Source organism: Kribbella sp. NPDC049584 (genome assembly GCF_040675555.1).
Taxonomy (GTDB): Bacteria; Actinomycetota; Actinomycetes; order Propionibacteriales; family Kribbellaceae; genus Kribbella.
The window spans coordinates 243,202-269,388 of record NZ_JBFAPF010000004.1; the positions used below are offsets into that span (position 1 = coordinate 243,202).

A 26,187-nucleotide genomic window follows, 5' to 3' on the forward strand; every position below is an offset into this window, starting at 1 on the left:
CACGGCGGGCGGGCGGGCGACTGTGACTGGTTGCGTGGTGGGTGGGGCGAACGTGACTGCACGAGGATGCCGTCCGCGCCGCGACGCCGGATCTCGCTCGAGGCGCAAGGCGTCTTGGTTCTCATCCGATCGGCCCGGCTGATGAGGATCAGCCAGCCCCGCTAGGAGTTTGGTTGCGTGGTGGGTGGGAGGACGGCGTCTGGCTGCACCGTGGGTCGGACGACGGCGTGGCGTGCGCGGCGGGTGGAGGACGGAGCCCGGGTGCACAGCTCTCGGCGGCGGCAGCATCGTCGACCTGCCCGGCTGGGGTGGCGGCAGCGTGCGGTGGGGTGGTGGTGCAATTCGGGCGGGCGGCACAACGGCTCGCGATCGCCTCGACCCAGCGGCGGGCCGTGGTCGGCGTACCCTCCGGCTCGCCTTGCCGGTCCAGAGCTCACGCCGGAGCGGGCGGCCTGGCTGCGCAGGTTCCACAAGTCGCTCGACGACGCCGACTAGGTCCGGTCCGCGCGAGTCGTCGTACCCAGGAACGGCGCAAGATCACTCATTGCGCCGTGCCGTACTGGGGTGCTGGCCTCGCTCAGACTCGTCGTCTCCGGATCAGTTGGCCGGTGGGGACTTCGGCAGGCGGTGGGTTCCGGTGGGGTCGACGTGGAAGGTGAAGTCGTGGGGTGTGGTCCATTCCAGGGTCTTCACGTCGACGCGGCGGACATTCCAGCCAGGGGCGTGGGTCTTCACCCGGTGGCCGAAGCGGCTGAGCGGTGCGAGGTTGCGTGTATTGGTCTGACCGCCCGGGCCGTACGGATCGTAGGGCTGCAGGTGGTCGAGGTCGATGGTCCTATGGGTCTCGCGGGTGCCGTAGGGGAACAGCTCGACGGGGTAGGTGAGTCGTACGCGTTCGCGGATCCTGGTGGGGATCTCGTAGGCGTCGGCGCTGATGGCGTCGTTGAGGTCGATGACGGGTTTGACGGTGTACGGCGCGTGGCCGACGAGTTCGGTGAGCTGGTCGGCGAGCAGCGGACCGATGCCCTCGGCGCGGAGGACGCCGTTGCCGGTGGCAAGTGTGAGATCGGTGAGATGCACGAAGACCTCGGTGTGGCCTGGACGCACCTGTCCGCCGCTGGCGCTCGCGGGGTTGGCGTAGGCGTCGTGCTTGATCTGCGCGAGCCGTGCGTCGAGCGCCCGTTGAGCAGCACCGTCCATCGGCATGCCGTCGTCAGGTTCGGTCCGCGGGCCTGGAACATAGGCCATCGGCCGGCTGTCGAACGGGTCGCTCGGTGGATCGGGATCGTAGGGGCCGACCTCATCGGCGAGCGGATCCGGCGGTTCGAGTGGATCAGTCAGGTAGACGTCACCTGCGCGCGGGTGGTCGTACGGCGGGCTCGCCGGGAGCGCCGGAGTGCCATCGCGAGCCGGGGCCGGCGACGTGCATGGCGTGTCGTTCGAGCGGTGGCGTGGGTGGTCGTGCGGCGGGCTTGTTGGGGCCGTGGTGTTGGCGTGGATGGGGTCTGGTGATGTGCGCGGCGTGTTGTTTGAGCGGTGGCGTGGGTGGTCGTGCGGCGGGCTTGTTGGGTGGGCCGTGGTGTCGCCGTGGGTGGGGTCTGGTGATGTGCTCGGTGTGTTGTTCGAGCGGCCGCGCGGGCCGAACGTGCTGCGGCCGCTCGCCACGTCGCGGGGGCCGGACGTGCTGCGGTCTGTCGCTACATCGGTTGGGCTGAACGTGCTGGGCCCCGGCGCTATGTCCTGTGGGCCGGAGGCGCTGGGGCCCGGCGCCATGTCGTGTGGGCCGGACGCGCTGGGGCCCGGCGTCGCGTCGCGTGAGCTGAGCGCGCTGCGACCTGGCGCGGGCGATCGGGTGCCGGCCGCTGGTTGCGAGGCTGCTTCTACGCGACGCGAGCCAGGGGCTGCTTGGGAGGTCGTCGCGTTCGCCGGTTGACGGCTAGGGCGTGGAGCCGGGCTTGAGGTGTCGGTGGGTGCCGTGGCGGCGTCTGTTGACGTGTTTGTGGACGTGGTTGTGGAGGTGGTCGGGCTGCTGGTGGGGGTGGGGTGGTGGTGGGCTTGGGTGAGGAGTTGTTGGGTGAAGCGGGGGTCGGCGATGATGCCGAGGGCGTCGGCGCGGCGGTGTTGGAGGTGGCGGGTGTCGCCGATGGTTTTGAGGGCTTCGGCGATGGCGGTGATGGTGGCGTCGTGGCGGATGACCGCGGCGGCGGGGGCTTTGGCGTAGATGGTTTTGTTGCCGTGGTGGTCGCTGCGGCCGATGAAGACGCCGCGTTCTTGGGCTGCTTCGGCGGTCTCGGTGCGGGCGAGGGCGGGGTCGGCGTGGGTTTTGGCAGCGCGGATGATCCTGTCGAGGCGGTAGGGGGTGATGGTGTCGATCAGTGGTGCGACGCGTTTGTCGACCGACCGGGCGGCTTCCTCGGAGAGTTTCAGGCAGGTCGTGGCGAGTTGGCGGGCCTTCCAGGGGGTGGCGGTGCCGGCTTGGACGCGGGCCCAGGTGAAGGGGAAGCGGTGGCGTAGGGCGAGTGCTTCGCCGAGGAGCTGGCGTGCCACCATCGGGGAGATGCCGAGCACGACGCCGAACTCGGCGATGGCGAACTCGGCGATCTGCGGGCAGCCGTCGCCGCCCAGCACCACGGCCCGCTCGCGGCCGTCAAACGATCGCCGGCCGGGCCGGACGCGACACTCGGAGGGGTGGAAGCGGTCGGCGTAGATCTGGGCGTGCTGCAGCAGCCGCGCGTCGGCCCGGTTGGCGATCGCGCGATGCTCGGCGGCCGACTCCAGCAGGTCGGCCGTGGAGAGCTCACTCAGATCGTTGTCGAACATGTGTTCGATTCTAGCTGTTCGCCTTCCTGAGACCAAATCGGCCCAGTCGCGAAAGCCGTTATTTACAAGGCGAACTCGGTATGCCAGCCGCGGCCCTAGTCGATCGATGTAGTCGGGGTGGGTCGGCGATTTGACGGGAGTCGCTGTAACGGCTGAAGCCGCGTCTGTCCCGCTACCGATACGGGATGACCATGCGCCGCATCAGTGGGGCGCGACCGTGCTCCCCCTGCGCATACTGGCCCCTCCACGCCACAAGCGGCCTGGCGAAGCGCGCCCAAACCACCGGCGAGTCGCCGGTGGCTGCCGTCAGTACCAGTTGGTGGTCGTGTCGAAGGATGCTGCTGTGGCGGCCGAGTTGTCGTGCTTGCCTGGTCAGGACAACGCCGCCGAGGGTGGGAACTGTGCCGACGTCACGGCGTTGTCGACGTGCGCGACGGACGAGCTGCAGACCGCGATCGAGACCTGCGTGCGCTGATGAGCCGATGACCGAGCAAGCATGCCGATGGCCGACCCAGGGGACGAACTGAGCCGAGACCAGTGTGCGGACGGGGGCTACTGCTGAATTCTTCCATCGCGGTGGTCGGGTGTGCGCTCGCCGGGCGCCACAGGCAAACCTCCGGCTAATCAGCGAAGCTGGCTGCTCTTCGAATCTTCCTGCTTTTCCTTGGATAGTTTGCTGGGCCACCAGACTCGGGGACCTATGTCGTGGGCGAGGGAGGGGACGAGGAGGGAGCGGACGACTGTGGTGTCCAGGAGGACGCCGAAGGCGACCATGAAGGCTATTTGGGCGAGGAAGAGGATGGGGAGGACGGCGAGGGCGGAGAAGGTCGCGGCCAGGACTACGCCGGCGGAGGTGATGACGCCGCCGGTGACGGCCAGGCCGACGAGGATGCCGGGTCTGGTGCCGTGCTCCTGGGATTCCTCGCGGACGCGGGTCATCAGGAAGATCGAATAGTCGATGCCTAGGGCAACTAGGAAGACGAAGGCGTAGAGCGGGATGCCGGGATCCGCGCCGGGGAACCCGAAGACGTGGTTGAACATCAGCGCGCTGACCCCGAGCGTCGCGCCGAAGGACAGCACGTTCGCGATCACCAGCAGTACGGCGGCGACCAGCGATCGCAGCAGCAGCATCAGTACGACGAAGATCACCGCGAGGATGGTCGGGATGATGACGCGGAGATCCCGCTGCGCGGCGTCCAGTACGTCGAGGTTGATCGCGGTGTTGCCGCCCACCAGGATGTCCGGACTGACCGAGTCCAGCGAGGACCGCAGGTGTTTGACGACCTGAGTCGCCTCGGGTGAATCGGCCGGCACCTTGAGGGTGGCCTGGACGAGCACCTTGCCGTCGACGACCTTCGGCGGTACGCCGGGAGCGACCGAAGCAGAGGCCGCGCCGATACCGTCGACCTTCAGCGCGGTCGCAACCACCTGATCCGCCTGCGCGACCGGGGTGAGGATCTGCACCGGCGTACCCGCACCGGCGTCGAAGTGCTTGGCCAACTCCTGCTGTCCAGTGACGGACTCCACCTTGTTCAGGAACAGGTCCTCCTGCGAGGTCCCGCTCGCCTTGAACGTCGGGAGGAACGCCGCGCACGCGAGCAATGCCAGCGCGCTGATAACCCAGACCCGGCGGGAGTGCCGCCCGACCAACCCGGAGATGCGGCCCCAAAGGCGCTTGCCACCGACCTGGTCGCGGGAGTGGATGTGGTCGACGCGCGGGATCGACGGCCAGAAGATCCGCCGGCCGAACGCGAGCAGGATCGCGGGCAGGAAAGTCATCGCCGCGATGAACGCGCCGGCGATCCCGAAGGCGCCGACGGGGCCGAGACCCTTCGTGCTGCCGAGCTGGGAGAGCAGCAGACAGAGCAGACCGAGGATGACTGTCGCCGCGCTGGCCGCGATCGGTTCGATCGACGCCCGCCAGGCGACCAGCATCGCCTGGAACTTGCTCTCGTAGTCGTGCAACTCCTCTTTGTAACGAGAGACGAGTAGCAGCGAGTAGTCGGTCGAGGCTCCGACGACCAGGATGAACAGGATGCCCTGGCTCTGACCGTTCAGCTGGAGTACGCCGTTCTTCGCCAGCGGGTAGACCACCAGCGCGGCCAGCGCGAGGCCGAAGACCGCGGTCAGCAGAACTGCGATCGGCAGGATCGGGCTGCGGTAGACGATCAGCAGGATTACGAACACGACCGCCAGCGCGACCCCGAGCAGGATCCCGTCGATCCCGCTGAACGCGACCACGAAGTCCGCGAATACCCCGCCCGGACCGGTGACATACACCTGCAGACCAGTCGGTGTGAGGTTCTGCTTGATGTCGGTCCGCAGCGTGTCGGCGACCGCGAACAGCACGGTGGTGCCCTGCTTGACCACCTCGTCGGCGCGGTCGCCGTCGGTCTGGACGGTGATCAGCAGCGCCTTGTGATCCTCCGACGGGATCGGAGCGGCAACCGGAGCAGTCAGATAGGAACCGAGCTTCTTGCCGTTGCCGAGATCCAGCGAAGGGATCCGGGCGATGAACGCCTTGGCCGCGTCCAGGTCCGCCGCGGTGATCCCCGATTCACGCTCGATCAGGACGAAGTACGGCAGCGCCTTGGAGTCGATGAACTTCGCCGACTCGTTGGCCACCAACGTCGACTCGGCCTGCTTCGGGAGGAAGTTCGCGTTGTCGTTCTGCTGGACCTCACTCAGCTTTCCGACCGCCGGCCCGCCCAGGGCGCCCAGCACCAGCCAGCCGATCAGTACCGCGGCAATCGCCGCTCGCCACGTCCACCGGTTCACGTCGGCACAGTACCCGCGATCTCTCACCACCCCGCAGTGGGTGTGCGGGAGCCGTTTCGGCGGCGTAACAACAAGATGACTACGCGGAAACACCCCGGTCATAACGTCCAGGCCTAATCGATGAGGTCGGATGATCGGAGACTTGCGATGACGCTCGAGGCAGGACCGGAGACCGTCACCACCAGGGACGCCCACGGCACCGTGGGCACCGTGGGGACCGTCGAGGCGCCGCGGCGCGGACGCTGGATCGACGTCTGGGATCCCGAGGACGCCACGTTCTGGGCCGGGAAGGGCCGTGCGATCGCGCGGCGCAACCTGTGGCCCTCGATCTTCGCCGAGTTCCTCGGCTTCTCTGTCTGGCAGCTGTGGAGCATCGTCGTGGTGTCGATGCCCAAGGCCGGATTCGGCTACGACACCAACCAGCTGTTCTGGCTGGTCGCGCTGCCGAGTCTGGTCGGCGCGACGCTGCGGCTGCCGTACACGTTCGCCGTACCGCGGTTCGGCGGGCGGAACTGGACCGTGTTCTCGGCGCTGCTCCTGCTGATCCCGACCGCGGGTCTGGCCTACTTCATGACCCGGCCGGACACGCCGTTCTGGCTGATGGCGCTGGTCGCGGCGACAGCGGGTGTCGGCGGGGGCAACTTCGCCAGCAGCATGACCAACATCTCGTTCTTCTACCCGGAGAAGGAGAAGGGCTTCGCTCTCGGCATCAACGCGGCCGGCGGCAATCTCGGCGTCGCCGTCGTCCAGCTCCTGGTGCCGATCGTGATCGTCGCCGGCGCGGGCCTGTCGCTGAACCGGGCCGGGCTGATGTGGCTGCCGCTGATCGTGCTGGCCGCGTTCTGGGCGTGGAAGGTAATGGCCAACCTCTCGGTGGCGAACTCCTCGTTCCGTACGTCGATCGCCGCGGCGAAGCGCCCGCACACCTGGGTGATCTCGTTCCTCTACATCGGCACGTTCGGGTCGTTCATCGGCTTCGGAGCGGCGTTCCCGCTGCTGATCAAGACCACGTTCCCGGACATCACGCCGGCGCACTTCGCGTTCCTCGGCGCGCTGGTCGGGTCGGTGGCGCGGCCGTTCGGCGGCAAGCTGGCCGACCGGATCGGCGGCGCCTGGATCACGGTCTGCTCGTTCGTGGTGATGGGGCTCGGCATCCTGGCGGCGATCGTGTCGGTGAAGTCCGGCAGCTTCGCGGCGTTCCTGATCAGCTTCCTGGTCCTGTTCGTGGCTAGCGGCGCGGCCAACGGGTCGACGTACCGGATGATCCCGGCCGTGTTCCGGCTGACGACGCCGGGAGACCCGGGCCGGGCGCGGCGTGAGGCGGCGGCCTGCATCGGGATCGCGTCGGCGGTCGGTGCGTACGGCGGGTTCCTGGTGCCGCGCGGGTTCGCGATGTCGACGAGTCACTTCGGCTCGCTGATCCCGGCGCTGTACGTGTTCTGCGGGTTCTACGTGCTGTGCCTGGCGGTGACGTACTTCTGCTACCTCCGCAAGGGCGGACCGCTCAGCCAGGAGCGCGTGTGAGCTCTGTCCTTACTCACTGTCCGTACTGCGCTCTGCAGTGCGCCACCACGCTGCACCCGGTCGCGCGACCGGGTGCCGTGGAGGTGCGCCCCGCCGGCCGAGGCGGGCTGTGCCGCAAGGGCTGGACGGCTCCCGACGTACTCACGGTGCCGGATCGGCTCACCACGCCGCTGATCCGCAATGCCGCGGGCGAACTGGTGGAGACGAGCTGGGACACCGCGCTGGACTTCGTTGCCTCACGCATCCAGTCGCTGCAGGAGACGCACGGCCGCAACGCGGTGGCGGTGTTCGGCGGCGGCGGGCTGACGAACGAGAAGGCGTACGCGCTCGGGAAGTTCGCGCGGGTGGCGTTGAAGACAGCGAATGTGGACTACAACGGCCGGTTCTGTATGTCGTCGGCGGCGGCCGCGACGAATCGGGCGTTCGGGATCGACCGGGGCCTGCCGTTCCCGCTGGCGGATCTTGGCGGTGCGGGCGCGATCCTGCTGGTCGGAAGCAACATCGCGGAGACGATGCCGCCGGCGGTCGCGCAGCTGCAAGGGGCGAGGGACGCGGGTGGGCTTCTGGTCGTCGACCCGCGCCACTCGTCCACCGCCGGACTCACCGAAGACGACGGCGGCATCCACCTGCAGGCCACACCTGGCACGGACCTCGCCTTGGTGCTCGCTCTGACACACGTAGTGCTGCAGGAGGGCCTCGCGGACACGGCCTACTTGGCCGAGCGGGTCGACGATCCGGACTTGCTGATTCGCTCCACGGCGTCCTGGTGGCCGGAGCGGGCTGAGCGGGTGACTGGTGTGCCTGCCGCGACGATCCGCCGGGCCGCGCGGGTGCTGGCAGCGGCGGCTCCGGTTCATGGCGGGGCGGGTGCCTTCATCCTGACCGGACGCGGGGCAGAGCAGCACAGCAAGGGCACTGACACGGTGACTGCTTGTATCAACCTCGCGCTGGCGCTTGGGCTTCCTGGTCGGTTGGGGAGCGGGTACGGGTGCATCACGGGGCAGGGAAACGGGCAAGGCGGTCGCGAGCACGGGCAGAAGGCGGATCAGCTGCCCGGTTATCGGAGCATCTCTGATCCGGCGGCCCGTGCGCACCTGATGCGGGTCTGGGGTGTGGAGGACCTGCCCGGCCCGGGGAAGAGCGCGGTTGAACTGATCAATTCGCTCGGCCAGCCGGATGGGCCCAAGGCGTTGATGGTGCACGGGAGCAACCTGCTGGTGTCGGCGCCGAACCTCGCCTCCGTGCGCGAGCGGCTTGCTTCGCTGGAGCTGTTGGTCGTTGCGGACGTGGTCCCGTCCGAGACCGCGCTGCTGGCGGACGTGGTGTTTCCGGTGACGCAGTGGGCCGAAGAGGACGGCACGATGACGTCGCTCGAGGGACGGGTACTGCGTCGGCGTACCGCCGTAGCGCCTCCCGGTGAGGTGCGGAGCGATCTCGCGGTGTTCGCCGGTCTGGCCGAAAGGCTTGGTAGCAAAGGGTTTTCGACCGATCCGGCTGAGGTCTTCGAGGAGCTTCGGCGGGCGAGCGCCGGTGGGCGGGCCGACTATTCGGGGATCACGTGGGACCGGTTGGACGCGGGCGAGGAGTTGTTCTGGCCAGTCCCGCACGAAGGGCACCCCGGTACGCCGCGATTGTTCTCGGACGGGTTCCCGACGCCGGACGGGCGGGCACGTGTGGTGGCTGTCGATCATCGTCCGGTGGCGGATGATCTCAACGCGGAATCGCCGCTGTACTTGGTGACTGGGCGCCTGTTGCAGCACTACCAGAGCGGTGCGCAGACGCGACGGGTGCCGGAGTTGGCGGAGGCGGAGCCGGAGGTGTTCGCGGAGATTCATCCGCGGGTGGCCGCGCAGTTGGGGATCGGCGACGGGCGGCCGGTGCGGTTGCGGACGGCGCGTGGATCGATGGTGCTGCCGGCGCGCGTGACGACCGACGTACGGCCGGACACGGTGTTCGTGCCGTTCCATTTCGGTGGGGTCGAGGCTGTCAACGAGCTGACCAACGATGCGCTCGACCCGGTGTCGGGGATGCCCGAGTTCAAGGTGTGTGCCGTCGAAGTCACCGCCGCCGTTCTACCGGCGACGGGAGTGTCGGCATGAGAGTGGTGATCATCGGCGGCGGGATGGCCGGGCGACGGCTGGCCGAGCTGTTGCCGTCGTACGACGTGACGGTGCTCGGCGACGAACCGTCGTTCAACCGGAGCAGGCTGACCGAGTACGTCGCCGGCCGCGCTGAGCCGCTGATGGGCGATGAACCGGTGGCTACCGCCGTGGCGGTGGACCGGGACCGCCGCGTGGTGCGTGATGCCACTGGGCGCGAGTGGGGTTACGACCGACTGGTGTTCGCGACCGGGGCAGTACCGACGGTCCCTAGGGAGGTTGTCGCAGCGGATGGAGTGCAGACGCTGCGGTCGGTGGATGATGCCCGGGCGGTCGTGGAGGCAGCGGGCTCGGTCCGGCGGGCGGTTGTGCTCGGTGGTGGTGTGCTGGGCGTCGAGACGGCTTGTGCGCTGCGGGAGCGCGGGGTTGCCGTGACGCTGGTGCACGACGGGGAAACGCTGTTGGACAAGACGATCCGGGCGTCTGCTGGGCGGCGGGTCACGCGGGCCGTCCGGGAGTTGGGTGTCGAAGTACTGCTCAACACCACGCTCGACGGGACTGATGTTCGGGACGGGCGCTTCCGGGCGTTGAACTTGCGCAGTGGGCGACAGGTATTCGGCGAGTTGCTGGTGGTCGCGTGCGGCGTCCAAGCACGAACCGAGCTGGCGACGGGTCTCACAGTCCGCACTGGCATCGTCGTCGACCACACGCTCACGAGTCCCGACGACCCAAGGATTCACGCAATCGGTGACTGCGCCGAGGTAGACGGCAGCCTGACTGGCACGGTCGCGTCCGCATGGGCGCACGCCGAAGCCCTGTCCCGGCAATTCTCGGGAGAGACGACCGAGCTGCCCGACTACGAGGTCGTGCGGCTGACCGCGGGTGGGCTTGACCTGCTTGCGCTCGGCGACAAGGACGAGGCCGGCGAGGTTGTGCGGCTGGAGGACGGCAGCAGGTATGTGCGGGCCGTCCTGCGGGACGGCGTCGTGCGCTCGGCAGTCGTGGTCGGCGCGCCCGAGGTGGCAGCGGAGTTGGTGTTGCTGGCGGATCGGGGGACGCCGGTTGTTGCGGACGGGTTGCTCACGGCAACCGAAGTACCGACCAAGAGGGTGCCGGCGGTCTGTCGGTGCAACGGGGTCACCAGGGCCGCGATCGAGGCGGCCTGGCGTGGAGGTGCCGACAGTGTCGACGGCATCGCCGCCACGACGCGGGCGACGACCGGGTGCGGGAGCTGCACCGGCGCCGTCGGCGAACTGCTCGACCGCTTCCGGCGCGGCGAGACCGAACCAGTCCCGAGCAGGAGGGCGACGATGGCAGAGCTGAAGAAGGCCAAGCACGTTGTGGTGGTAGGCGGCGGCATGGTCGCGCACCGGCTGGTCGAGGCACTCCGGCAACGCGACACCGACATCACCTATCGCATCACGGTGTTCGCCGAAGAGCCGCGGCTGCCCTACGACCGGGTCGCACTGACCAGCTACTTCTCCGGCCGCGACCCGCAGGATCTCTCCCTCGGCGACCCTGACCTGTGGGACGACCCGGCGGTGAACCTCCGCAAGGGCGTCCTGATCACCTCGATCGACACGACGGCGAAGACCGTGACGACTGCGCGCGGCGAGAAGGTCGGGTACGACGAACTCGTTCTCGCGACCGGTTCCGCGGCGTTCATCCCGCCCGTCAAGAACAACGACGCGCAAGGCTGCTTCGTCTACCGGACCATCGACGACGTCGCCGCCCTGCGCGTGTACGTCGAACGCCTGAAGTCGGAAGGCAAGCAGGTCAACGGAGTCGTCGTCGGCGGCGGTCTGCTCGGCCTGGAGGCAGCCGGTGCCCTGCGGGCGCTGGATGCGGCCACGAAGGTCGTCGAGTTCGCGCCGCGGCTGATGCCGTTGCAGGTCGACGAGGGCGGCGGCTCGGCGCTGTCCCGGTTGATCGAGGGGCTCGACGTCGAAGTACTGACCGCAACGCAGTGCCAGCGCGTCAAGCTCACCTCGCAAGGTGCGGCGCGAGCGATGGCCGTTGCCGACGGCCCCGATCTGCCGGCCGACGTGGTGGTGTTCGCGACCGGTGTCCGTCCGCGCGACGAGCTCGGCCGCGAGGCCGGTCTGGAGATCGGTGAGCGCGGCGGTGTCGTCGTGGACGAGGCCTGCCGTACGTCGGTGCCCGGCGTGTGGGCGATCGGTGAAGTCGCTTGTATCGAAGGCCGCGTCTGGGGATTGATTGCCCCCGGCTACACCATGGCCGAGATCGTTGCCGACCGCCTGCTAGGTGGCGAGGCAACGTTCCCCGGCGCGGACACGTCGACCAAGTTGAAGTTGCTCGGCGTCGACGTCGCGAGCTTCGGCGACGCGTTCGGCGCGACCGAGGGCGCGCTGGACATCGTGTACGCCGACCCGGTGGCCGGTGTCTACAAGAAGCTCGTGCTGTCCGACGACGCCCGTACGCTGCTCGGCGGCATCCTGGTCGGCGACGCATCGGCGTACTCCGGACTGCGCCCGATGGTCGGCCGCGAGCTCGGTGCGGACCCGGCCGCGTTCCTGCTGCCGGAGGGTGCCGCGCCGGTCCAGCTAGAGCTGCCGGACGACGCGCCGGTGTGCTCGTGCAACAACGTGTCGGCAGGGACGATCCGCTGCGCCGTACGCGATGAAGGCTGCGGCGACATCAAATCGGTCTGCGGGCGGACCAAGGCGGGGACCAGCTGTGGTTCGTGTCTACCGGTCGTGAAGAACCTGCTCAACGCCGAGCTCACCAAGGCCGGGGTCGAGGTCAGCAAGGCTCTGTGCGAGCACTTCGCGCTGAGCCGGGCGGAGCTGTTCGACGTCGTACGGATCACCGAGCTGCGGACGTTCAGCGAGATCGTCGAGCGGCACGGGACCGGGCGCGGCTGCGACATCTGCAAGCCCGTGGTGGCGTCGATCCTGGCGAGCCTGGACCCGGCCGGTCACGTCCTCGAGGGCGAGCGCGCGGCGCTGCAGGATACCAACGACCACGTGATGGCCAACATGCAGAAGGACGGCACGTACTCCGTGGTGCCGCGCATCCCGGGCGGTGAGATCACGCCGGAGGGTCTGATCACGATCGGTGAGGTGGCGCGCGACTTCGGGCTGTACACGAAGATCACCGGTGGCCAGCGGGTCGATCTGTTCGGCGCGCGGATCGAGCAGCTGCCGGCGATCTGGAAGCGGTTGGTCGACGCCGGGTTCGAGTCCGGGCATGCATACGGCAAGGCGCTGCGGACGGTGAAGTCGTGCGTCGGGTCCACCTGGTGCCGGTACGGCGTACAGGACTCGGTCGGCATGGCGATCGCGCTGGAGCTGCGGTACCGCGGGCTGCGGTCGCCGCACAAGCTCAAGCTCGGTGTGTCGGGGTGCGCCCGCGAGTGCGCCGAGGCCCGCGGCAAGGACGTCGGCGTGATCGCGACCGAGAAGGGCTGGAACCTGTACGTGGGCGGCAACGGCGGGATGACGCCCCGGCACGCGGAGCTGCTCGCGTCCGATCTCACCGATGAGGAGCTGTTCCAAGCGATCGACCGGTTCCTCATGTACTACATCCGCACCGGCGACCGGCTGCAGCGGACGGCGGTGTGGATCCGGGAGCTCGAGGGCGGCCTCGACCACGTGCGCGACGTCGTACTCAACGACAGCCTCGGCATCGCCGCCGATCTCGACGCGGCGATGGCTCGCCATGTCGACTCGTACGTCGATGAGTGGCAGGCGACGCTGAACGACCCGCAGAAGCTGTCCCGGTTCGTGTCGTTCGTGAACGCGCCGGACCAGCCCGACGCCGATCTGCGCTACGTGGTCGAGCGCAGTCAGCCGCGCCCGGCCAGCCCGGCCGAACGCGGGCAGCTCGAGCCGGTCCTGCTGGCCGGCCCCCGATTGGAGGTACGCCGATGATGGTCTGTGAGTACGACGTCCTGCTGCCGGAGCGTGGTGTCGCCGCCCTGCTCGGGGATGTGCAGATCGCGTTGTTCCGCACCCACGACGGCGAAGTGTTTGCCCTGGGCAACCAGGATCCGTTCAGCGGGGCGAACGTGATGTCGCGCGGCATCGTCGGCAGCCGGGGTGATGTGCCGACGGTGGCGTCGCCGATGTTCAAGCAGGTCTTCTCGCTGCGCACGGGCGAGTGCCTGGACGACCCGGAGGTCTCGCTGCCGGTGTATCCGGTCGAGGTCGTCGACGGTCAGGTCGTGGTGGGCTCCGGTGGCTAGGCAGGGGCCGCTCAGCGGCTGCACGATCGCGATCACCGCGCATCGGCGCGCGGAGGATCTGATCGCGTCGTTCGAGCGGCGCGGCGCGAAGGTGCTCCATGCGCCGACGCTGCAGATCGTGCCGGTCGCGGACGACCACGCGCTGATCGAGGCGACCCGGCGGGTGATCGCGAACCCGCCGGACGATGTCGTGGTCACCACTGCGGTCGGGTTCCGCGGCTGGGTCGAGGCGGCCGACACCGCGGGGCTGGCCGCTGATCTGCTGAGCACGTTGGAGCAGTCGAGGATCCTCGCCCGCGGTCCGAAGGCGCGCGGTGCGATCCGGGCGGCCGGGCTGGTCGAGCACTGGTCGGCGCGGTCGGAGACGACGGCCGAAGTGGTGGAGTGGTTACGTACCCAGGGCGTGCACGGCCGGAAGATCGTCGTACAACTGCATGGTCTGTCGGATCCGGCGTTGCAGGATGCGCTGCGTACGGCGGGAGCGTCGGTGCGCGGGCTGGAGGTGTATCGATGGGGGCCGGCGCCTGATCCGGTCGTCGTGGAGCGAATGATCTCGCAGATCTGTGCGGGCACCGTGGATGCCGTCGTCCACACGTCGGCGCCGGGTGCCCAGGCGATGCTCGACGCGGCGGCGCTGACCGGGCAGTACGACGCGTTGGTGTCGGCGCTGCGGACGGGGCGCGTGCTGAACGCGTGCGTCGGACCGGTCACTGCGGGACCCTTTGTGGCGTTGGGGCTGGAGCCGCTGGTGCCGGACCGGTTCCGGTTGGGAGCGTTGATCCGGATCGTGACCGATCGGCTGACCGACGACAACGCTCGGTCGATCGAGACGGCGTTCGGCCAGTTGGTCATCCGCGGCGGCGCGGCGGTGCTGGACGGCGTCGTACTCCCGCTCGGTCCCGGACCTCGTGCTGTGCTTGCTGCTCTCGTTGCCGCGGGAGGCGACGTAGTGTCCCGGCCGGAGTTGCTCGCCGTGTTGCCTGGTGCCGAGGACGTCCATGCCGTGGAGGTCACTGTCAACCGCCTCCGCACGGCGGTCGGCCGTCCCGAACTGGTCCGCACAGTGGTCCGCCGTGGTTACCGGCTCGCCGTCGAGCCGGCGGGGGTGCCTTCATGACCGATCTGGTTGCCGTCGCCCACGGTACGGCGGATCCGCGCGGGATCCGGGTGGTGCACGACCTCGTGCGTGAGATGGCACGACAGCGGCCGGACCTCCCGATCTCGCTCGGCTTCGTGGATCTCAATCTTCCGGCGCTACCCGAGCTGATGCGCCGGGTCGTTGCTGACAGCAACGAGGCCGTCGTCGTGCCGCTGTTGCTCAGCTCCGGCTACCACGTGTACGTCGACATCGCCGCCGAGGTGGAGCGCTATCCGGGACAGGTGCACCCGGCCGAGGCGCTCGGGCCGGATCCCGTCCTCGCCGAGATCCTCGCCGACCGGCTCGGCGATCTGTCCCGGACCGACCACGTCGTACTGGCAGCTGCCGGGTCCTCCGACGCTCGCGCGTTGCTCGACTGCGAGGAGACCGCCGCGCTGTTGTCCCGCCGCATCGACCGACCGGTGCGCGTCGGCTACCTCTCTGGCGTCGGCGAACGCCTACCAGCCGTCCTCGCCCGGACGCCGGGCCGAGTCGCGGTCGCGACGTACCTCCTGGCACCCGGCTTCTTCGAGACCCTCGTCCGACGGCACGCCCGGGGCCGCCTCGTCAGCGCGCCACTCGGCGCCGACCCGCGCCTGGCGACGCTCGCCCTCCACCGCTTCACCCACAGCGCGGCCTGCTTGCCTGTGTGATGCCGCGGGCGCATGGTGGAGGAGTGAGCGGAAAGAGATGGGCCGACCTGAACCCGCGGTACCGGCGACTGATCATGATCGTGGCTGTCGTAGAAGGCATGATGAAAGCCGTCGCCCTGGCCGACCTCGCCCGCCGGCCCGCCGCGCAGGTCCGCGGCCCCAAGCCCCTGTGGGCCCTGGTGCTCACGCTGTTCAACTCGCTCGGCACCGCCCCCGTCGCCTACTGGCTCTACGGCCGCAAGACCGACTGAGCGCGTCCGGAGCTCAGGGCTTTCGAAGGGACGATCTGAGGGCGGAGAGGTCGGCGCGGCAGCGGGTTTCTACTTCGGCGAGGTCGGCGAGGGTTTCTTCGATGTCGCGGCGGCGTTGTTCGAGTTCGGCGCGGCGGTGGGTGATCTGGTCCAGGAGGTAGACCAACTGGCCCTCCTCGCCGGGTTCGGCGTCGTACATGTCGACGATCTTCGCGATCTCGTCGAGGGAGAAACCGAGTCGTTTGCCGCGCAGGATGAGGCCCAGGCGGACCTTGTCGCGGGGGTGGTAGACGCGGGCCGTGCCGCGGCGTTCGGGGGTGAGGAGGCCGCGGTCCTCGTAGAAGCGGATGGTTCGGAGCGTGACGTCGTACTCCGTGGCGAGCTCGGCGATCGACCAGGTCTCAGCGGACACCTGGCTATTGTGCATGTACCCCAGCGTGCTTTACGTTTACGTAAGCGTCAAGCACGAAAGGGTGCCGCATGTTCGAGCTGTCCGAGGAACACCGCGAGTTCCGCCAGAGCGTTCGCGACTTCGCGGAGGCGGAGATCGCACCGCACGCGGCCGAGTGGGACCGCAAGCACTACTTCCCGGTGGAGGTCGTGCAGAAGATGGGGAAGCTCGGCCTGTTCGGGCTGACCGCGCCGGAGGAGTACGGCGGCGCCGGCGGCGACTTCACCAGCCTGTGCGTGGCGATCGAGGAGATCTCCCGGGTCGACCAGTCGATGGGCATCACGCTCGAGGCAGCGGTCGGGCTCGGGATCAATCCGATCCTGACGTACGGCACCGACGAGCAGAAGGCGACCTGGCTGCCCGACCTGGTGGCCGGCCAGAAGCTGGCCGGATTCGGCCTCACCGAGCCGGAGTCCGGCTCGGACGCCGGCGCGACCAAGACCCGCGCGGTGCTGGACGGCGGCGAATGGGTGATCGACGGCTCGAAGCAGTTCATCACCAACTCCGGCTCGTCCATCACCTCGTGCGTGACGGTCACCGCGCGGACCGGTGAGCGCGCCGACGGCAAGCCGGAGATCTCCACGATCATCGTCCCGACCGGTACGCCGGGCTTCGTGGCGGAGGCGGCGTACGACAAGCTCGGCTGGCACGCGAGTGACACGCATCCGCTGTCGCTGAGCGGCGTACGCGTCCCCGAGAGCAACCTGCTCGGCCAGCGCGGCAAGGGGTTCGCGCAGTTCCTCGCGACGCTCGACGACGGGCGGGTCGCGATCGCGGCGGTCGCGCTCGGCTGCATCCGCGCCTGCCTCGAGTTGTCGGTGCAGTACGCCGGTGAGCGGCAGACGTTCGGTGGGCCGATCGGGCGCAAGCAGGGTGTCGCGTTCCAGATCGCCGACCTGAAGGTGATGGCCGACGCGGCCGAGCTGCTCGTCTACCGGGCGGCGGCGCTCAAGGACGCTCATGCGTGCGTACAGGAGTTCAAGCAGGCAGCATCGGTCGCCAAGCTGTACGCGACCGAGTCGGCCGTGACAGCTACCAGGATCGCCACCCAGGTCTTCGGCGGCTACGGCTTCATGGAGGAGTACCCGGTCACCCGCTTCTACCGCGACGCCAAGATCCTCGAGATCGGCGAGGGTACGTCGGAGGTCCAGCGGATGCTCATCGCCCGGAGTCTCGGGCTACCGGTGGAATGATGCATGCATGACCCACGATCACTGGACTGAGGTCAAGGTCGCCCGCGAAGCGACGCTGGCACCGCCCGAGAAGGCCGCGGCCAAGCTGCAGAGCCAGAACAAGCTTTACGTCCGCGACCGGATCGCGCTGCTCGTCGACGAGGGCAGCTTCGTCGAGGAAGCGCAGTTGGCCAACGCCCTCAACCCCGGCCTGCCCGCCGACGGCGTGGTCACCGGCCGCGCGCTGGTCGACGGCCGCCCGGCGCTGATCGTCGCCAACGACCCGACCGTCAAGGCGGGATCGTGGGGTGCGCGAACGGTCGAGAAGATCGTCCGGATCACCGAGGTCGCGCTCCGCGACGAGCTGCCGATCTTCTGGCTGATCGACTCTGCCGGCGCCCGCATCACCGACCAGGTCGAGCTGTTCCCGGGCCGCCGCGGCGCGGGCCGGATCTTCCACAACCAGGTCGCGCTGTCCGGCAAGGTCCCGCAGATCTGCTGCCTCTTCGGCCCGTCCGCGGCGGGCGGCGCGTACATCCCGGCGTTCTGCGACATCGTGATCATGGTCGACGGCAACGCCTCGATGTACCTCGGCTCGCCCCGGATGGCCGAGATGGTCGTCGGCGAGAAGGTGACGCTGGAGGAGATGGGCGGTGCCCGGATGCACACCAGCGTGTCCGGCTGCGGTGACCTGCTCGCGTCCGACGACACCGAGGCGATCGAGCTCGCCAAGCAGTACTTCTCGTACCTCCCCGGTTCGTGGCGCTCGCGGCCGCCGTCGTACGACGCCTCGGACGCCGGCCGCGACTTCACCCGGGATCTGGTCCCGGCCGAGGAGAGCATCGGGTTCGACATCCACGACGTGATCGACGCGGTCGTCGACGCGGACACGTTCTTCGAGATCAAACCGGCGTACGCGCCGGAGCTCGTGGTCGGGTTCGGGCTGCTGGCCGGGCAGGTGGTCGGGATCGTCGCGAACCAGCCGGCGGTCAAGGGCGGGGTGCTGTTCGTCGACTCGGCGGACAAGGCGGCGCGTTTCATCTGGCTGTGCGACGCGTTCAACGTGCCGCTGATCTATCTGTGCGACGTGCCCGGGTTCATGATCGGCAGCGAGGTCGAGCGGGCCGGGATCATCCGGCACGGCGCGAAGATGATCACCGCGGTCTCCGAGGCGACCGTGCCGACGGTGTCGGTGATCGTCCGCAAGGCGTACGGCGCCGGCCTCTACGCGATGTGCGGCCCGGGCTTCTCGCCGGACGCGTGCGTCGCGCTGCCGACCGCGAAGATCGCCGTGATGGGTCCGGAGGCGGCGATCAATGCCGTGTACTACAACAAGATCCAGGAGATCGCCGACGAGGGCGAACGGGTCGAGTATGTCGCGAAGCTCCGCGAGGAGTACGAGACCGATATCGACATCCTGCGACTGGCCGCGGACCTGGTCATCGACGCGATCGTCGAGCCGGAGGACCTCCGCAACGACCTGATCGCGCGCCTCGCCGCGGCGCAGTCCAAGGACCGGACCTTCTCGCACCGCCGGCACGGCGTACCACCGGTGTAGATAGTCTGCGCTGCGTGAGTGTCAACGGTTTCGCGGGCCGCGTCCGCTCCCGGGAGAAGCTGGTCGGCTACTGGATCACGCTGGACGTTCCGCCGGTCGCCGAGCGCATTGCCAGGCTGGGGTACGACTATGTGGTGCTCGACGGGCAGCACGGCCTGATCGGGTACCAAGGCCTGATGACCGGCCTGCTCGCCATCGACGCGGGGGCCTCGATCGGGCCGCGGCCGACGGCGGGCCTGGTGCGGGTCGAGGCGAACGATCCGACACCGATCGGCCGCGCGCTCGACGCCGGCGCGACCGGGGTGATCGTGCCGCTGATCGACACCGCGGACGACGTCGTACGGGCGGTCCGCGCGGCGAAGTACCCGCCGGCCGGGGTGCGCTCGTTCGGGCCGATGCGGGCTTCGTTGCGGATCGGCCCGGTGCCGGCCGACAGCAACGCGCAGACCGTCGTACTCGCGATGATCGAGACGCCGCTCGGGCTGAAGAACGTCGCCGAGATCTGCGCGACCCCCGGCCTCGACGGCGTGTACGTCGGCCCGTCGGACCTCGGTCTCGCGCTGGGCGCACGGTTCCCGGGCGACCCGGAGATCGAAGGCCCGTTCGAGGAGGCGGTCGAGCTGATCGCGCAGACCGCGCAGGAGGCCGGAATCGCCGCCGGCATCCACACCTTCGACGGCGACTCCGCTAATCTCCGGATCGAGCAGGGCTACAGCTTCGCGACCGTTGCCTCCGACCTCAGCCACCTGGAGGCGAGCGCGGCCGCCCATCTGGAGACTGCGCGGCAGAGCTTCCCGAGCTAAGTTCGGAGCAGCACACCGAGGAGGCCGCGGATGAAGGCACCCGAGCGAGGGGCGCTGCCGTTACGGCTTGCCGCCACGCTGGGCCGGACGTACGGACGGCTCACCGAGACGGTGCAGGGGTTGAGCGATGCGGACTTCCAGCGCGAGACCCGTTGCCCCGGCATGCCCGTCGGCCCGCTGCTCGTGCATCTCCTGTACGACGCGCAGCGCGCGCTGATCGCCTTCGCCAGCCCGGCGGTGGTCGAGCCCGACCGGGATTTCGTCAGCTATTGGCAGGACTTCCCGCCGCACCCCGACGGCGACACCAGCTTCGTCCAGGGCATCGCAGCGTCGTACCGCAGGCCCGGTCTGCTCGTGCAGCACTGGCGTGAGGTGTCGGAGGCCGCGGTGCGAGCCTCCGCGCTGGGACTGGCCACGAAGGGCCGCCGGATCGAGACCCAGGGACACGTTCTGCGGGCGGTCGACTTCGTCGCGACATTAGTGCTTGAGGCAACGGTCCATCACCTCGACCTGACCGTCGGGCTGCCGTACGCACCGGAGCCGGATCCGGAAGGACTGCAGGTGACCGCGCGCACGCTGGACGGCCTGTTCGGCCCGGACGCGTGGGATGTGATCGGCTGGGACACCACGACGTACGTGCTGAAGGCAACCGGTCGCCTGCCGCTCGACGAGGACGACCTCGAGATGCTCGGCCCACACGCGAGCCGCCTGCCGTTGCTGGGCTAGATGTACTGACCAGGGGCGGTCATCTCCTGAGTATATGAAAACGGTTTTCATCAGTCCAGAGGTCCGATTGTCTGATAGGCAAGGGACATGGCGATCGAGATCGAGCAGTTCAGCGGTGAATGGGACGAGCTCCTGGAGCTCCTGGACATGGCGTTCTCGTCGCCGTGGACCGACGCGCAGTACGAGTCCGAGCGGAAGATCTGGGAGCGCGAGCGGTCGACGGTCGCGATCGACGACGGGCAGCTCGTCGGGCACACCGGCGCGTTCTCGCATCGGATGACGGTGCCCGGCGGGCAGTTGCCGGTCGCGGGCGTGACGATGGTCGGTGTCCGGGCCACGCATCGGCGGCGGGGCATCCTGCGGGACCTGATGCGGACGCAGCTGACCGACATTCACGAGGCAGGCATCGAGCCGTTGGCCGCGTTGACGGCGAGCGAGGCGGTCATCTACCCGCGGTTCGGGTACGGGCTCGCGGCCGATCACCAGGAGATCGTCGTACCGAAGGTGTCGCGCACGCTGCGTGCGGTGGCCGGCATCGACGACGTGAAGCTCCGGTACGTCGACGTACGCGAGAGTCTGGCGCGTTGCGGGGAGCTGCGGAACAAGCTGGCGCTGGAGCGGCCGGGGATGTTCCAGCACGACGAGCGCTGGCAGGAGTACACGATCAGCGACAACCTGACCGGCAGTCCCGGCAACGGGTCGAAGGTCCGGTGCGTGCTGGCCGAGCGCGACGGCGAGCTGACCGGGTTCGCCCACTACCGGACCAAAAGGGCAGAGAAGGGGTACGTCGACGTGCACCGCGTCCATGCGGTCGACATCGCGTCCCACGCGGCACTGTGGAGGTACCTGCTCGAGCCGGACCTGCTCAGCGAGACGCGCTGCGGGATGCTCGCCTCCGACGACCCGCTGCTGGACCTCCTGCTCGACCCGCGGGCACCGTCGCCGATCACGCGGGACGGCCTGTGGGTCCGGCCGGTCGATGTCGGTACGGCGCTCGCCGGGCGCACGTACGCACGTGATGTCGACGTCGTCATCGGGGTGGTAGACGACTTCCTGCCGTGGAACGCGGGCCGCTGGCACCTCGACGGCGGCCCGGAAGGTGCTCGCTGCGAGTCGACGTCGCGGGAGGCCGACCTGACGCTGCACGTGCGCGATCTCGGGGCCGTCTACCTCGGGCGCCCGTCACTGACCAGGCTCGGCCGGGCGGGTCTGGTCGACGAGCACACGGCCGGCGCCCTGTCCACGACTGCGGAAGCGTTTTCCACATCTCGACTCCCCTTCCTCGACACAGGCTTTTGACGGGGTAGCCTGCCCAGATGCAGACGCAGCGGCGGGGTGCGCTCGCGGTGGCCGCCGTGGTGCTCGTGGGGGTTGTCGCGGCCGGCTTCGTCGTGCTCGCGTCGGCGAGCGGGCCGGTCCGGCCGATCAGCGAAAGCACGCTCAAGGCCAGCCCGCGACCGCTGCCGACGTTCACGCCGTCCGACACCGCTGCGCCGCCGCCGACGGCCACACCGTCGCCGCGGGACATCAAGCCGGTCGAGATGCCGGGCTGGTTGAAGGCGTTGTGGCAGGCGGTGATCTACCTGGCGATCGCGGCAGTGCTGGTGTTCATCGGGCTGGTCATCTACCGGATCGTCAGCAAGGTGCGGCTGCCGCAGGCGGAGCCTGAGGACACGGACTGGGAGCGGGTGAAGACCGAGCGCCTGGCCGAGGCTGTCGACGCAGGACTCGCACGCATCGACTCCGGCAAGGCGACGGACGCGGTGATCGCGTGCTGGGTGGCGTTGGAGGAAGCGGCGGCGTCGGCCGGAGTACCGCGGGATCCGGCGGAGACACCGGCCGAGTTCACCGTGCGCGTGCTCGGGATCGGCGGGATCTCCGAGGGGCAGTTGGTCCGGCTCGGCGCGCTGTATCGCGAAGCGCGGTACTCGACGCACGGTTCGAGCGAAGCAGCACGGATCGAGGCGCGAGCAGCGTTGCTGCGGTTGCGTGACGAACTCGCGGCGGCTCGTCCCGACACAGCGGAGGTCGCCGGATGACGTCGTACCGCTGGTCGCCGCTGGAGGAGAAAGGGCCGCCGCCGGAGGTCAAGAAGAGCCGGTCCTTGCGGCCGAACAAGATGCTCCTGCAGCACGTCGGCATCGCGGTGCTGGCGAGTCTGCTGCTGGTGGCGGTGTTCGGCGCGGCCGGGATGGCGCCGCGGCCGCTGTGGTTCGTGGGCACCGCGCTCGCGGTCGGGATCGGGTCGCTCGCGATCCGGTTGGTCCTGCCGCAGGTCGTGGAGACGAGCTGGCCCGGCCAGCACGACGACAAGCTCGCCGCGCTGCGGACGCGGACCAGCGACAACCGGACCCAGTTCATCGCCACCTGGCTGCAGGAGTCGAGCCGCGAGCGGCGTGCCGGGGAAGGCTCCCAGACCTTCGTACGCCGGGTGCGGCCAATGCTGCTCGAGCTGGCCACCGACCGCCTGGTGCACCGGCACGGCGTCGACCCCGAGCGCGAGCCGGACCGGGCTCGCGAGATCACCGGCGACCGGCTCTGGCAGCTGATCACCGGTGACGACAAGCGCACCGCGTCGCTCGACGAGATCGAGTACGCGATCCACACCATCGAGAACCTGTGAGGAATACCTGTGACTGATGGCGAGCTCACTCTGGGCGAGGTTTCTGACCTGAGCCGGCAGGTGCTGGAGCGGGTCAGCCAGGCCGTGGTCGGGAAGGCCGAGGCGCTCGAGCTGGTGCTGGCGGGCGTCCTGGCCGGCGGGCACGTGCTGCTCGAGGACTACCCGGGTCTCGCGAAGACGCTGGCCGCGCGGTCGTTCGCGCAGGCGCTCGGGCTGGAGTTCCGGCGCGTGCAGTTCACGCCGGACCTGCTGCCGTCGGACGTCACCGGCGGGTTCGTGTACGACCAGAAGGAGTCCGAGTTCGTCTTCCGGCCCGGCCCGATCTTCACCGGCCTGCTGCTGGCCGACGAGATCAACCGGACGCCACCGAAGACGCAGGCTGCGCTGCTGGAGTCGATGCAGGAGCACCAGGTCACCGTCGAGGGGCAGACGTTCCCGCTGCCGACTCCGTTCCACGTGCTCGCGACGGCGAACCCGGTGGAGTACGAGGGCACCTACCCGTTGCCCGAGGCACAGCTCGACCGCTTCATGCTGCGGATCGGCTTCGGCTACCCGAGCCCCGCGGAGGAGTGGGAGGTACTGCGGCGCCGGATGAGCCGTCGTCGTGAAGACCAGACCGTCGAGGCGGTGACCGACGCAGCCGGCCTGCTCGCTGCACAGCAGGCCGTCGAGAGGGTCACTGTCGACGACACCGTCGGCCAGTACTGCGTCGACCTCGCCGCCGCGACCCGTCGGGACTCGCAGGTGCTGGTCGGTGCGTCGCCGCGTGGCTCGCTGGCGCTGCTGCTGACGGCGCGGGCGTACGCGGTGATCAAGGGCCGCGACTACGTCGTACCGGAGGATGTGAAGGCGGTGGCTGTGGCTGCGCTGGCGCATCGGATCACGGTGCGGCCGGAGCTGTGGCTGCACGAGGTGACTGGGGCGACCGTCGTGCGGACCGTGCTTGGTTCGGTCGCCGCGCCGCCTACCGTGGTCGCCGCTAGATGAGGTGGCGTCCGACGCACGCGCAGATCCGGGCGATCTGCGCGGCCGCGGTCCTGCTGGCGGTCGCCGTACTGTTCCGGCGGCCGGACGCCGCCGTGTTCGGGCTGCCGTTGGCGTTCCTGGCGGCCTGGGGACGATTCTTCCGGCCCCGGGAGCGGCCGGAGGTGCACACGGAACTCGACGCGGACGTGTTGTTCGAGGGGCAGGCGACGACGTACCGGCTGCGGGTGCCGGACGGGGTTGACCCGGACATCGACCTGATCGTGGCGGCGCTGCCGCGGACGGCCTGGTTCCAGTACGACCCGCCGCAGGCGGCGATCGCGGAGCCGGTGTCGAACGGCGAGGTCACGCTCGAGGTCGGCGTACGGTCGAAGCGGTGGGGGCTGCGGTCGTTGGAGCGGCCAACGGTCACCGCGACCTCGTCGGTCGGGGCGTACCGGGTCCAGGTGACGTCGGTGGAGTCGCAGGCGGTGACGACCTTGCCGCTGCGGGAGGGTTTCGAGGCGGTCGACGCCGTACCGCGGCCGGCCGGGCTGGTCGGGTTGCACCGTTCGCGTCGGCCGGGTGAGGGCACGGAGCTGGCCGGCGTACGGCCGTTCCGGACCGGGGACCGGCTGCGGCGGATCAACTGGGCCGTGTCGGCGCGGACGCAGGAGTTGCACGTCACCTCGACATGGTCAGACCGGGACACCGAGGTCGTGATCATGGTCGACACCGGCGGCGAGATCGCCGTCAGTGAAGGGATCGACGGGCGGTCGTCGAGCCTGGACACCGCCGTACGAGCGGCCGCTGCGGTTGCGGAGCACTACCTGCGCAACGGCGACCGGGTGCGATTGATCGACACCGGCAGCCTGTTCCGCGGTGTGCGGTCGGGGAGCGGGCGCGCGCATCTGCGGCGGATCCTGGACACGCTGGTCCACGCGGATCGGCGCGGTCGGCAGCAGGACGAGGAGCAGCTGGCCCGGCGCAATCGGGTCCGGTCGGACAGCTTGGTGCTCGTGCTCAGTCCGCTGCTGCGTCCGGTGATGCTCGGCTACATCGTCACGCTCGTCCACTCCGGGTGCACGGTGATCGCGATCGACACCTTGCCGCCGGACGTCGAGTCGATCATCGACGTCGACGCCCACGATTCGCGATCGTGGCCGCTCGCCTGGCGCCTGCGGTTGCTCGAGCGTCGCCGCGACCTCGATCGGCTCAGCGACCTCGGCGTACCGACCGTTCCGTGGCGCGGCTCCGGCACGCTGGACGAGGTACTGCGGGACGCCGCGCGGCTGTCCGCGGCGCCGAGGATCCGCTCATGAATGCTGCCGAGAAGATAACGCTCTGGCTGGCGCAGTTGCGTGCGTCCGGGCGGGCTGTTGTGTATGCCCGGCTGCTGATCGCGGTCGCGGGTGCTGTCGCACTCGTCGTGCCGGCTGTTCAGTCGTGGGACCAGCTGGATCTGATCCCACTGGTCGGCGTACCGATGCTGTTGGCAACTATTGTGTTGCCGGATTCGCTGGCGGGTGTGGTGTTCGTGCTGGTTATCGCGCTCGGGTGGTTGATGCGGGCGCCGGCCGAGATCAGCTGGAGTCTGGTGCTGACGGCGGTGGCGCTTGTGGTGGTGCATCTGGCGGCCGCGTTCGCTGCTCAGCTGCCGTCGTACGCCCGGGTTCATCCGGCTGCGCTCCGGCGCTGGTGGTTGCCTACGGCAATCGCCGTGTTGCTGGTGCCGGTGGTGGCGCTGGCTGCTGCGCTGGTGCAGGGAGCGGACGTGCCGGGGTCGCTGGTGGTGACGGTTGTCGCGATGGGGCTGGGTACGGCGACGATCTGGTTCGCCGCCGGTCAGAAGCTCGATCGGGGCTAACCGAGGGTGTCCTCGATCTCCTTGGCCCAGGGCAGCGGGATGGCATCGGGGCCGATGGCCTGCATCGCGGACATGACGGTCAGCAGCATGCCGGCCGAGAGGAACTCGCGGGCCTCCTGCGCGGAGGCGCCGGTCAGCTCGCGGATCAACGTGTAGATGCTGCCGAAGCGCTCGCGGACGCAGTCCCCGATGACTGGGTCGCCGCTGGCGGAGAAGCCGTGCAGCAGGACCAGCAGCAGTTCGCGCTCGCCGAGCAGGCGCTTGTAGTTGCGGCCCAGCGCATCGAGCTCCGGAGCCTCCTCGGCCGCCTCCCGGAAGATCTCCTCGATCCGCCGGCACACGCTGTCGATGGCCGCCAGGAACAGCTGCTGCTTGGTCCCGAACAGCCGGATCACGTAGGGCTGCGACACCCCGGCCATCCGAGCGATCTCGTCGGTCTTGGTCCCTTCGTACCCCGACGCCGCAAACGCCCGCACAGCAGCCTCCAACACCTCCGCCCCCCGCTCCTCAGCCGTCAACCGAACCCGCGCCATGGCCACTCCTCCTTCCGAGTC

The 26,187-nt window shown here is 69.3% G+C and carries 22 protein-coding genes; 18 read left to right on the plus strand and 4 right to left on the minus strand.

The annotated features are described in order from the left end of the window. Positions 1 to 597: 597 nt before the first annotated feature. On the minus strand, positions 598 to 2,820 hold the full coding sequence (locus AB0J62_RS17405) for a hypothetical protein (RefSeq protein ID WP_363871183.1): 2,223 nt from the start codon (positions 2,818 to 2,820) through the stop codon (positions 598 to 600). A gap of 343 nt (positions 2,821 to 3,163) precedes the next feature. Between AB0J62_RS17405 and AB0J62_RS17410 the strand changes: the two genes are divergently transcribed. Further along, positions 3,164 to 3,295, plus strand: a complete 132-nt coding sequence (locus AB0J62_RS17410; RefSeq protein ID WP_363871186.1) for a hypothetical protein — start codon at positions 3,164 to 3,166, stop codon at positions 3,293 to 3,295. 149 nt (positions 3,296 to 3,444) lie between these two features. Here AB0J62_RS17410 and AB0J62_RS17415 read toward each other — a convergent pair whose 3' ends face one another. Continuing rightward, the gene (locus tag AB0J62_RS17415) at positions 3,445 to 5,598 is read right to left on the minus strand and encodes an MMPL family transporter (protein ID WP_363871189.1); all 2,154 of its coding nucleotides are present in this window, start codon (positions 5,596 to 5,598) and stop codon (positions 3,445 to 3,447) included. A 147-nt stretch (positions 5,599 to 5,745) separates the two neighbouring features. Here AB0J62_RS17415 and AB0J62_RS17420 point away from each other — a divergent pair, with 147 nt between their 5' ends. The 7 genes from AB0J62_RS17420 to AB0J62_RS17450 are packed head-to-tail and all read left to right on the plus strand — an operon-like array spanning position 5,746 to position 15,470. Beyond that, positions 5,746 to 7,122 carry an MFS transporter gene (locus AB0J62_RS17420; protein WP_363871192.1) on the plus strand — a complete coding sequence of 459 codons (1,377 nt, stop codon included), beginning with the start codon at positions 5,746 to 5,748 and terminating at the stop codon, positions 7,120 to 7,122. After that, positions 7,119 to 9,221 (plus strand): molybdopterin oxidoreductase family protein, encoded by a 2,103-nt coding sequence (locus AB0J62_RS17425; RefSeq protein WP_363871195.1) that lies wholly within the window; start codon positions 7,119 to 7,121, stop codon positions 9,219 to 9,221. Before AB0J62_RS17420 ends, AB0J62_RS17425 begins: the two co-directional genes overlap by 4 nt. After that, on the plus strand, positions 9,218 to 13,114 hold the full coding sequence (gene nirB, locus AB0J62_RS17430) for a nitrite reductase large subunit NirB (RefSeq protein ID WP_363871198.1): 3,897 nt from the start codon (positions 9,218 to 9,220) through the stop codon (positions 13,112 to 13,114). The genes AB0J62_RS17425 and nirB overlap by 4 nt, the downstream gene beginning before the upstream one ends. Further along, entirely contained in the window at positions 13,111 to 13,428 is a 318-nt protein-coding gene (gene nirD / locus AB0J62_RS17435) for a nitrite reductase small subunit NirD (protein ID WP_363871201.1), read from the plus strand. Before nirB ends, nirD begins: the two co-directional genes overlap by 4 nt. Further along, positions 13,421 to 14,545 carry a uroporphyrinogen-III synthase gene (locus AB0J62_RS17440; RefSeq protein WP_363871204.1) on the plus strand — a complete coding sequence of 375 codons (1,125 nt, stop codon included), beginning with the start codon at positions 13,421 to 13,423 and terminating at the stop codon, positions 14,543 to 14,545. Before nirD ends, AB0J62_RS17440 begins: the two co-directional genes overlap by 8 nt. After that, entirely contained in the window at positions 14,542 to 15,219 is a 678-nt protein-coding gene (locus AB0J62_RS17445; RefSeq protein ID WP_363871207.1) for a CbiX/SirB N-terminal domain-containing protein, read from the plus strand. Before AB0J62_RS17440 ends, AB0J62_RS17445 begins: the two co-directional genes overlap by 4 nt. A gap of 23 nt (positions 15,220 to 15,242) precedes the next feature. Next, entirely contained in the window at positions 15,243 to 15,470 is a 228-nt protein-coding gene (locus AB0J62_RS17450) for a hypothetical protein (protein ID WP_363871210.1), read from the plus strand. A 13-nt stretch (positions 15,471 to 15,483) separates the two neighbouring features. Here AB0J62_RS17450 and AB0J62_RS17455 read toward each other — a convergent pair whose 3' ends face one another. After that, positions 15,484 to 15,882, minus strand: coding sequence for a MerR family DNA-binding transcriptional regulator (locus AB0J62_RS17455; protein ID WP_363871213.1), 399 nt, complete (start codon positions 15,880 to 15,882; stop codon positions 15,484 to 15,486). A 68-nt stretch (positions 15,883 to 15,950) separates the two neighbouring features. On the opposite strand from AB0J62_RS17455, the gene AB0J62_RS17460 reads away from it, so the two are divergent. The 10 genes from AB0J62_RS17460 (at position 15,951) to AB0J62_RS17505 (ending at position 25,633) form a co-directional block, all read left to right on the plus strand. Then, positions 15,951 to 17,114 (plus strand): acyl-CoA dehydrogenase family protein, encoded by a 1,164-nt coding sequence (locus tag AB0J62_RS17460; RefSeq protein WP_363871216.1) that lies wholly within the window; start codon positions 15,951 to 15,953, stop codon positions 17,112 to 17,114. A gap of 7 nt (positions 17,115 to 17,121) precedes the next feature. Beyond that, the gene (locus AB0J62_RS17465; RefSeq protein WP_134105247.1) at positions 17,122 to 18,651 is read left to right on the plus strand and encodes an acyl-CoA carboxylase subunit beta; all 1,530 of its coding nucleotides are present in this window, start codon (positions 17,122 to 17,124) and stop codon (positions 18,649 to 18,651) included. Positions 18,652 to 18,665: 14 nt separating this feature from the next. Continuing rightward, positions 18,666 to 19,454, plus strand: coding sequence for an aldolase/citrate lyase family protein (locus AB0J62_RS17470; RefSeq protein ID WP_363871221.1), 789 nt, complete (start codon positions 18,666 to 18,668; stop codon positions 19,452 to 19,454). Between the two features lie 30 nt (positions 19,455 to 19,484). After that, positions 19,485 to 20,180 (plus strand): maleylpyruvate isomerase N-terminal domain-containing protein, encoded by a 696-nt coding sequence (locus tag AB0J62_RS17475; protein ID WP_363871224.1) that lies wholly within the window; start codon positions 19,485 to 19,487, stop codon positions 20,178 to 20,180. A gap of 87 nt (positions 20,181 to 20,267) precedes the next feature. After that, positions 20,268 to 21,479 carry a GNAT family N-acetyltransferase gene (locus AB0J62_RS17480; protein ID WP_363871227.1) on the plus strand — a complete coding sequence of 404 codons (1,212 nt, stop codon included), beginning with the start codon at positions 20,268 to 20,270 and terminating at the stop codon, positions 21,477 to 21,479. 17 nt (positions 21,480 to 21,496) lie between these two features. Then, positions 21,497 to 22,219 carry a DUF4129 domain-containing protein gene (locus AB0J62_RS17485; protein ID WP_363871230.1) on the plus strand — a complete coding sequence of 241 codons (723 nt, stop codon included), beginning with the start codon at positions 21,497 to 21,499 and terminating at the stop codon, positions 22,217 to 22,219. Further along, positions 22,216 to 22,803 carry a hypothetical protein gene (locus AB0J62_RS17490; RefSeq protein ID WP_363871233.1) on the plus strand — a complete coding sequence of 196 codons (588 nt, stop codon included), beginning with the start codon at positions 22,216 to 22,218 and terminating at the stop codon, positions 22,801 to 22,803. Before AB0J62_RS17485 ends, AB0J62_RS17490 begins: the two co-directional genes overlap by 4 nt. A 9-nt stretch (positions 22,804 to 22,812) precedes the next feature. Next, entirely contained in the window at positions 22,813 to 23,790 is a 978-nt protein-coding gene (locus AB0J62_RS17495) for a MoxR family ATPase (protein WP_134105242.1), read from the plus strand. Next, positions 23,787 to 25,088 carry a DUF58 domain-containing protein gene (locus tag AB0J62_RS17500; protein ID WP_363871238.1) on the plus strand — a complete coding sequence of 434 codons (1,302 nt, stop codon included), beginning with the start codon at positions 23,787 to 23,789 and terminating at the stop codon, positions 25,086 to 25,088. The genes AB0J62_RS17495 and AB0J62_RS17500 overlap by 4 nt, the downstream gene beginning before the upstream one ends. Next, positions 25,085 to 25,633 carry a hypothetical protein gene (locus AB0J62_RS17505; protein WP_363871241.1) on the plus strand — a complete coding sequence of 183 codons (549 nt, stop codon included), beginning with the start codon at positions 25,085 to 25,087 and terminating at the stop codon, positions 25,631 to 25,633. The genes AB0J62_RS17500 and AB0J62_RS17505 overlap by 4 nt, the downstream gene beginning before the upstream one ends. Here AB0J62_RS17505 and AB0J62_RS17510 read toward each other — a convergent pair. Next, positions 25,630 to 26,166 (minus strand): helix-turn-helix domain-containing protein, encoded by a 537-nt coding sequence (locus AB0J62_RS17510; RefSeq protein WP_363871244.1) that lies wholly within the window; start codon positions 26,164 to 26,166, stop codon positions 25,630 to 25,632. The genes AB0J62_RS17505 and AB0J62_RS17510 overlap by 4 nt on opposite strands. Positions 26,167 to 26,187: the final 21 nt, after the last annotated feature.

Excerpts from the sequence above, each read along its gene's own strand:
- AB0J62_RS17405 (WP_363871183.1), bottom strand. The coding sequence starts at position 2,820 with ATGTTCGACAACGATCTGAGTGAGCTCTCCACGGCCGACCTGCTGGAG.
- AB0J62_RS17420 (WP_363871192.1), top strand. The coding sequence starts at position 5,746 with ATGACGCTCGAGGCAGGACCGGAGACCGTCACCACCAGGGACGCCCAC.
- nirB (WP_363871198.1), top strand. The coding sequence starts at position 9,218 with ATGAGAGTGGTGATCATCGGCGGCGGGATGGCCGGGCGACGGCTGGCC.
- nirD (WP_363871201.1), top strand. The coding sequence starts at position 13,111 with ATGATGGTCTGTGAGTACGACGTCCTGCTGCCGGAGCGTGGTGTCGCC.
- AB0J62_RS17445 (WP_363871207.1), top strand. The coding sequence starts at position 14,542 with ATGACCGATCTGGTTGCCGTCGCCCACGGTACGGCGGATCCGCGCGGG.
- AB0J62_RS17460 (WP_363871216.1), top strand. The coding sequence starts at position 15,951 with ATGTTCGAGCTGTCCGAGGAACACCGCGAGTTCCGCCAGAGCGTTCGC.
- AB0J62_RS17465 (WP_134105247.1), top strand. The coding sequence starts at position 17,122 with ATGACCCACGATCACTGGACTGAGGTCAAGGTCGCCCGCGAAGCGACG.
- AB0J62_RS17475 (WP_363871224.1), top strand. The coding sequence starts at position 19,485 with ATGAAGGCACCCGAGCGAGGGGCGCTGCCGTTACGGCTTGCCGCCACG.
- AB0J62_RS17480 (WP_363871227.1), top strand. The coding sequence starts at position 20,268 with ATGGCGATCGAGATCGAGCAGTTCAGCGGTGAATGGGACGAGCTCCTG.
- AB0J62_RS17485 (WP_363871230.1), top strand. The coding sequence starts at position 21,497 with ATGCAGACGCAGCGGCGGGGTGCGCTCGCGGTGGCCGCCGTGGTGCTC.
- AB0J62_RS17490 (WP_363871233.1), top strand. The coding sequence starts at position 22,216 with ATGACGTCGTACCGCTGGTCGCCGCTGGAGGAGAAAGGGCCGCCGCCG.
- AB0J62_RS17500 (WP_363871238.1), top strand. The coding sequence starts at position 23,787 with ATGAGGTGGCGTCCGACGCACGCGCAGATCCGGGCGATCTGCGCGGCC.
- AB0J62_RS17505 (WP_363871241.1), top strand. The coding sequence starts at position 25,085 with ATGAATGCTGCCGAGAAGATAACGCTCTGGCTGGCGCAGTTGCGTGCG.
- AB0J62_RS17510 (WP_363871244.1), bottom strand. The coding sequence starts at position 26,166 with ATGGCGCGGGTTCGGTTGACGGCTGAGGAGCGGGGGGCGGAGGTGTTG.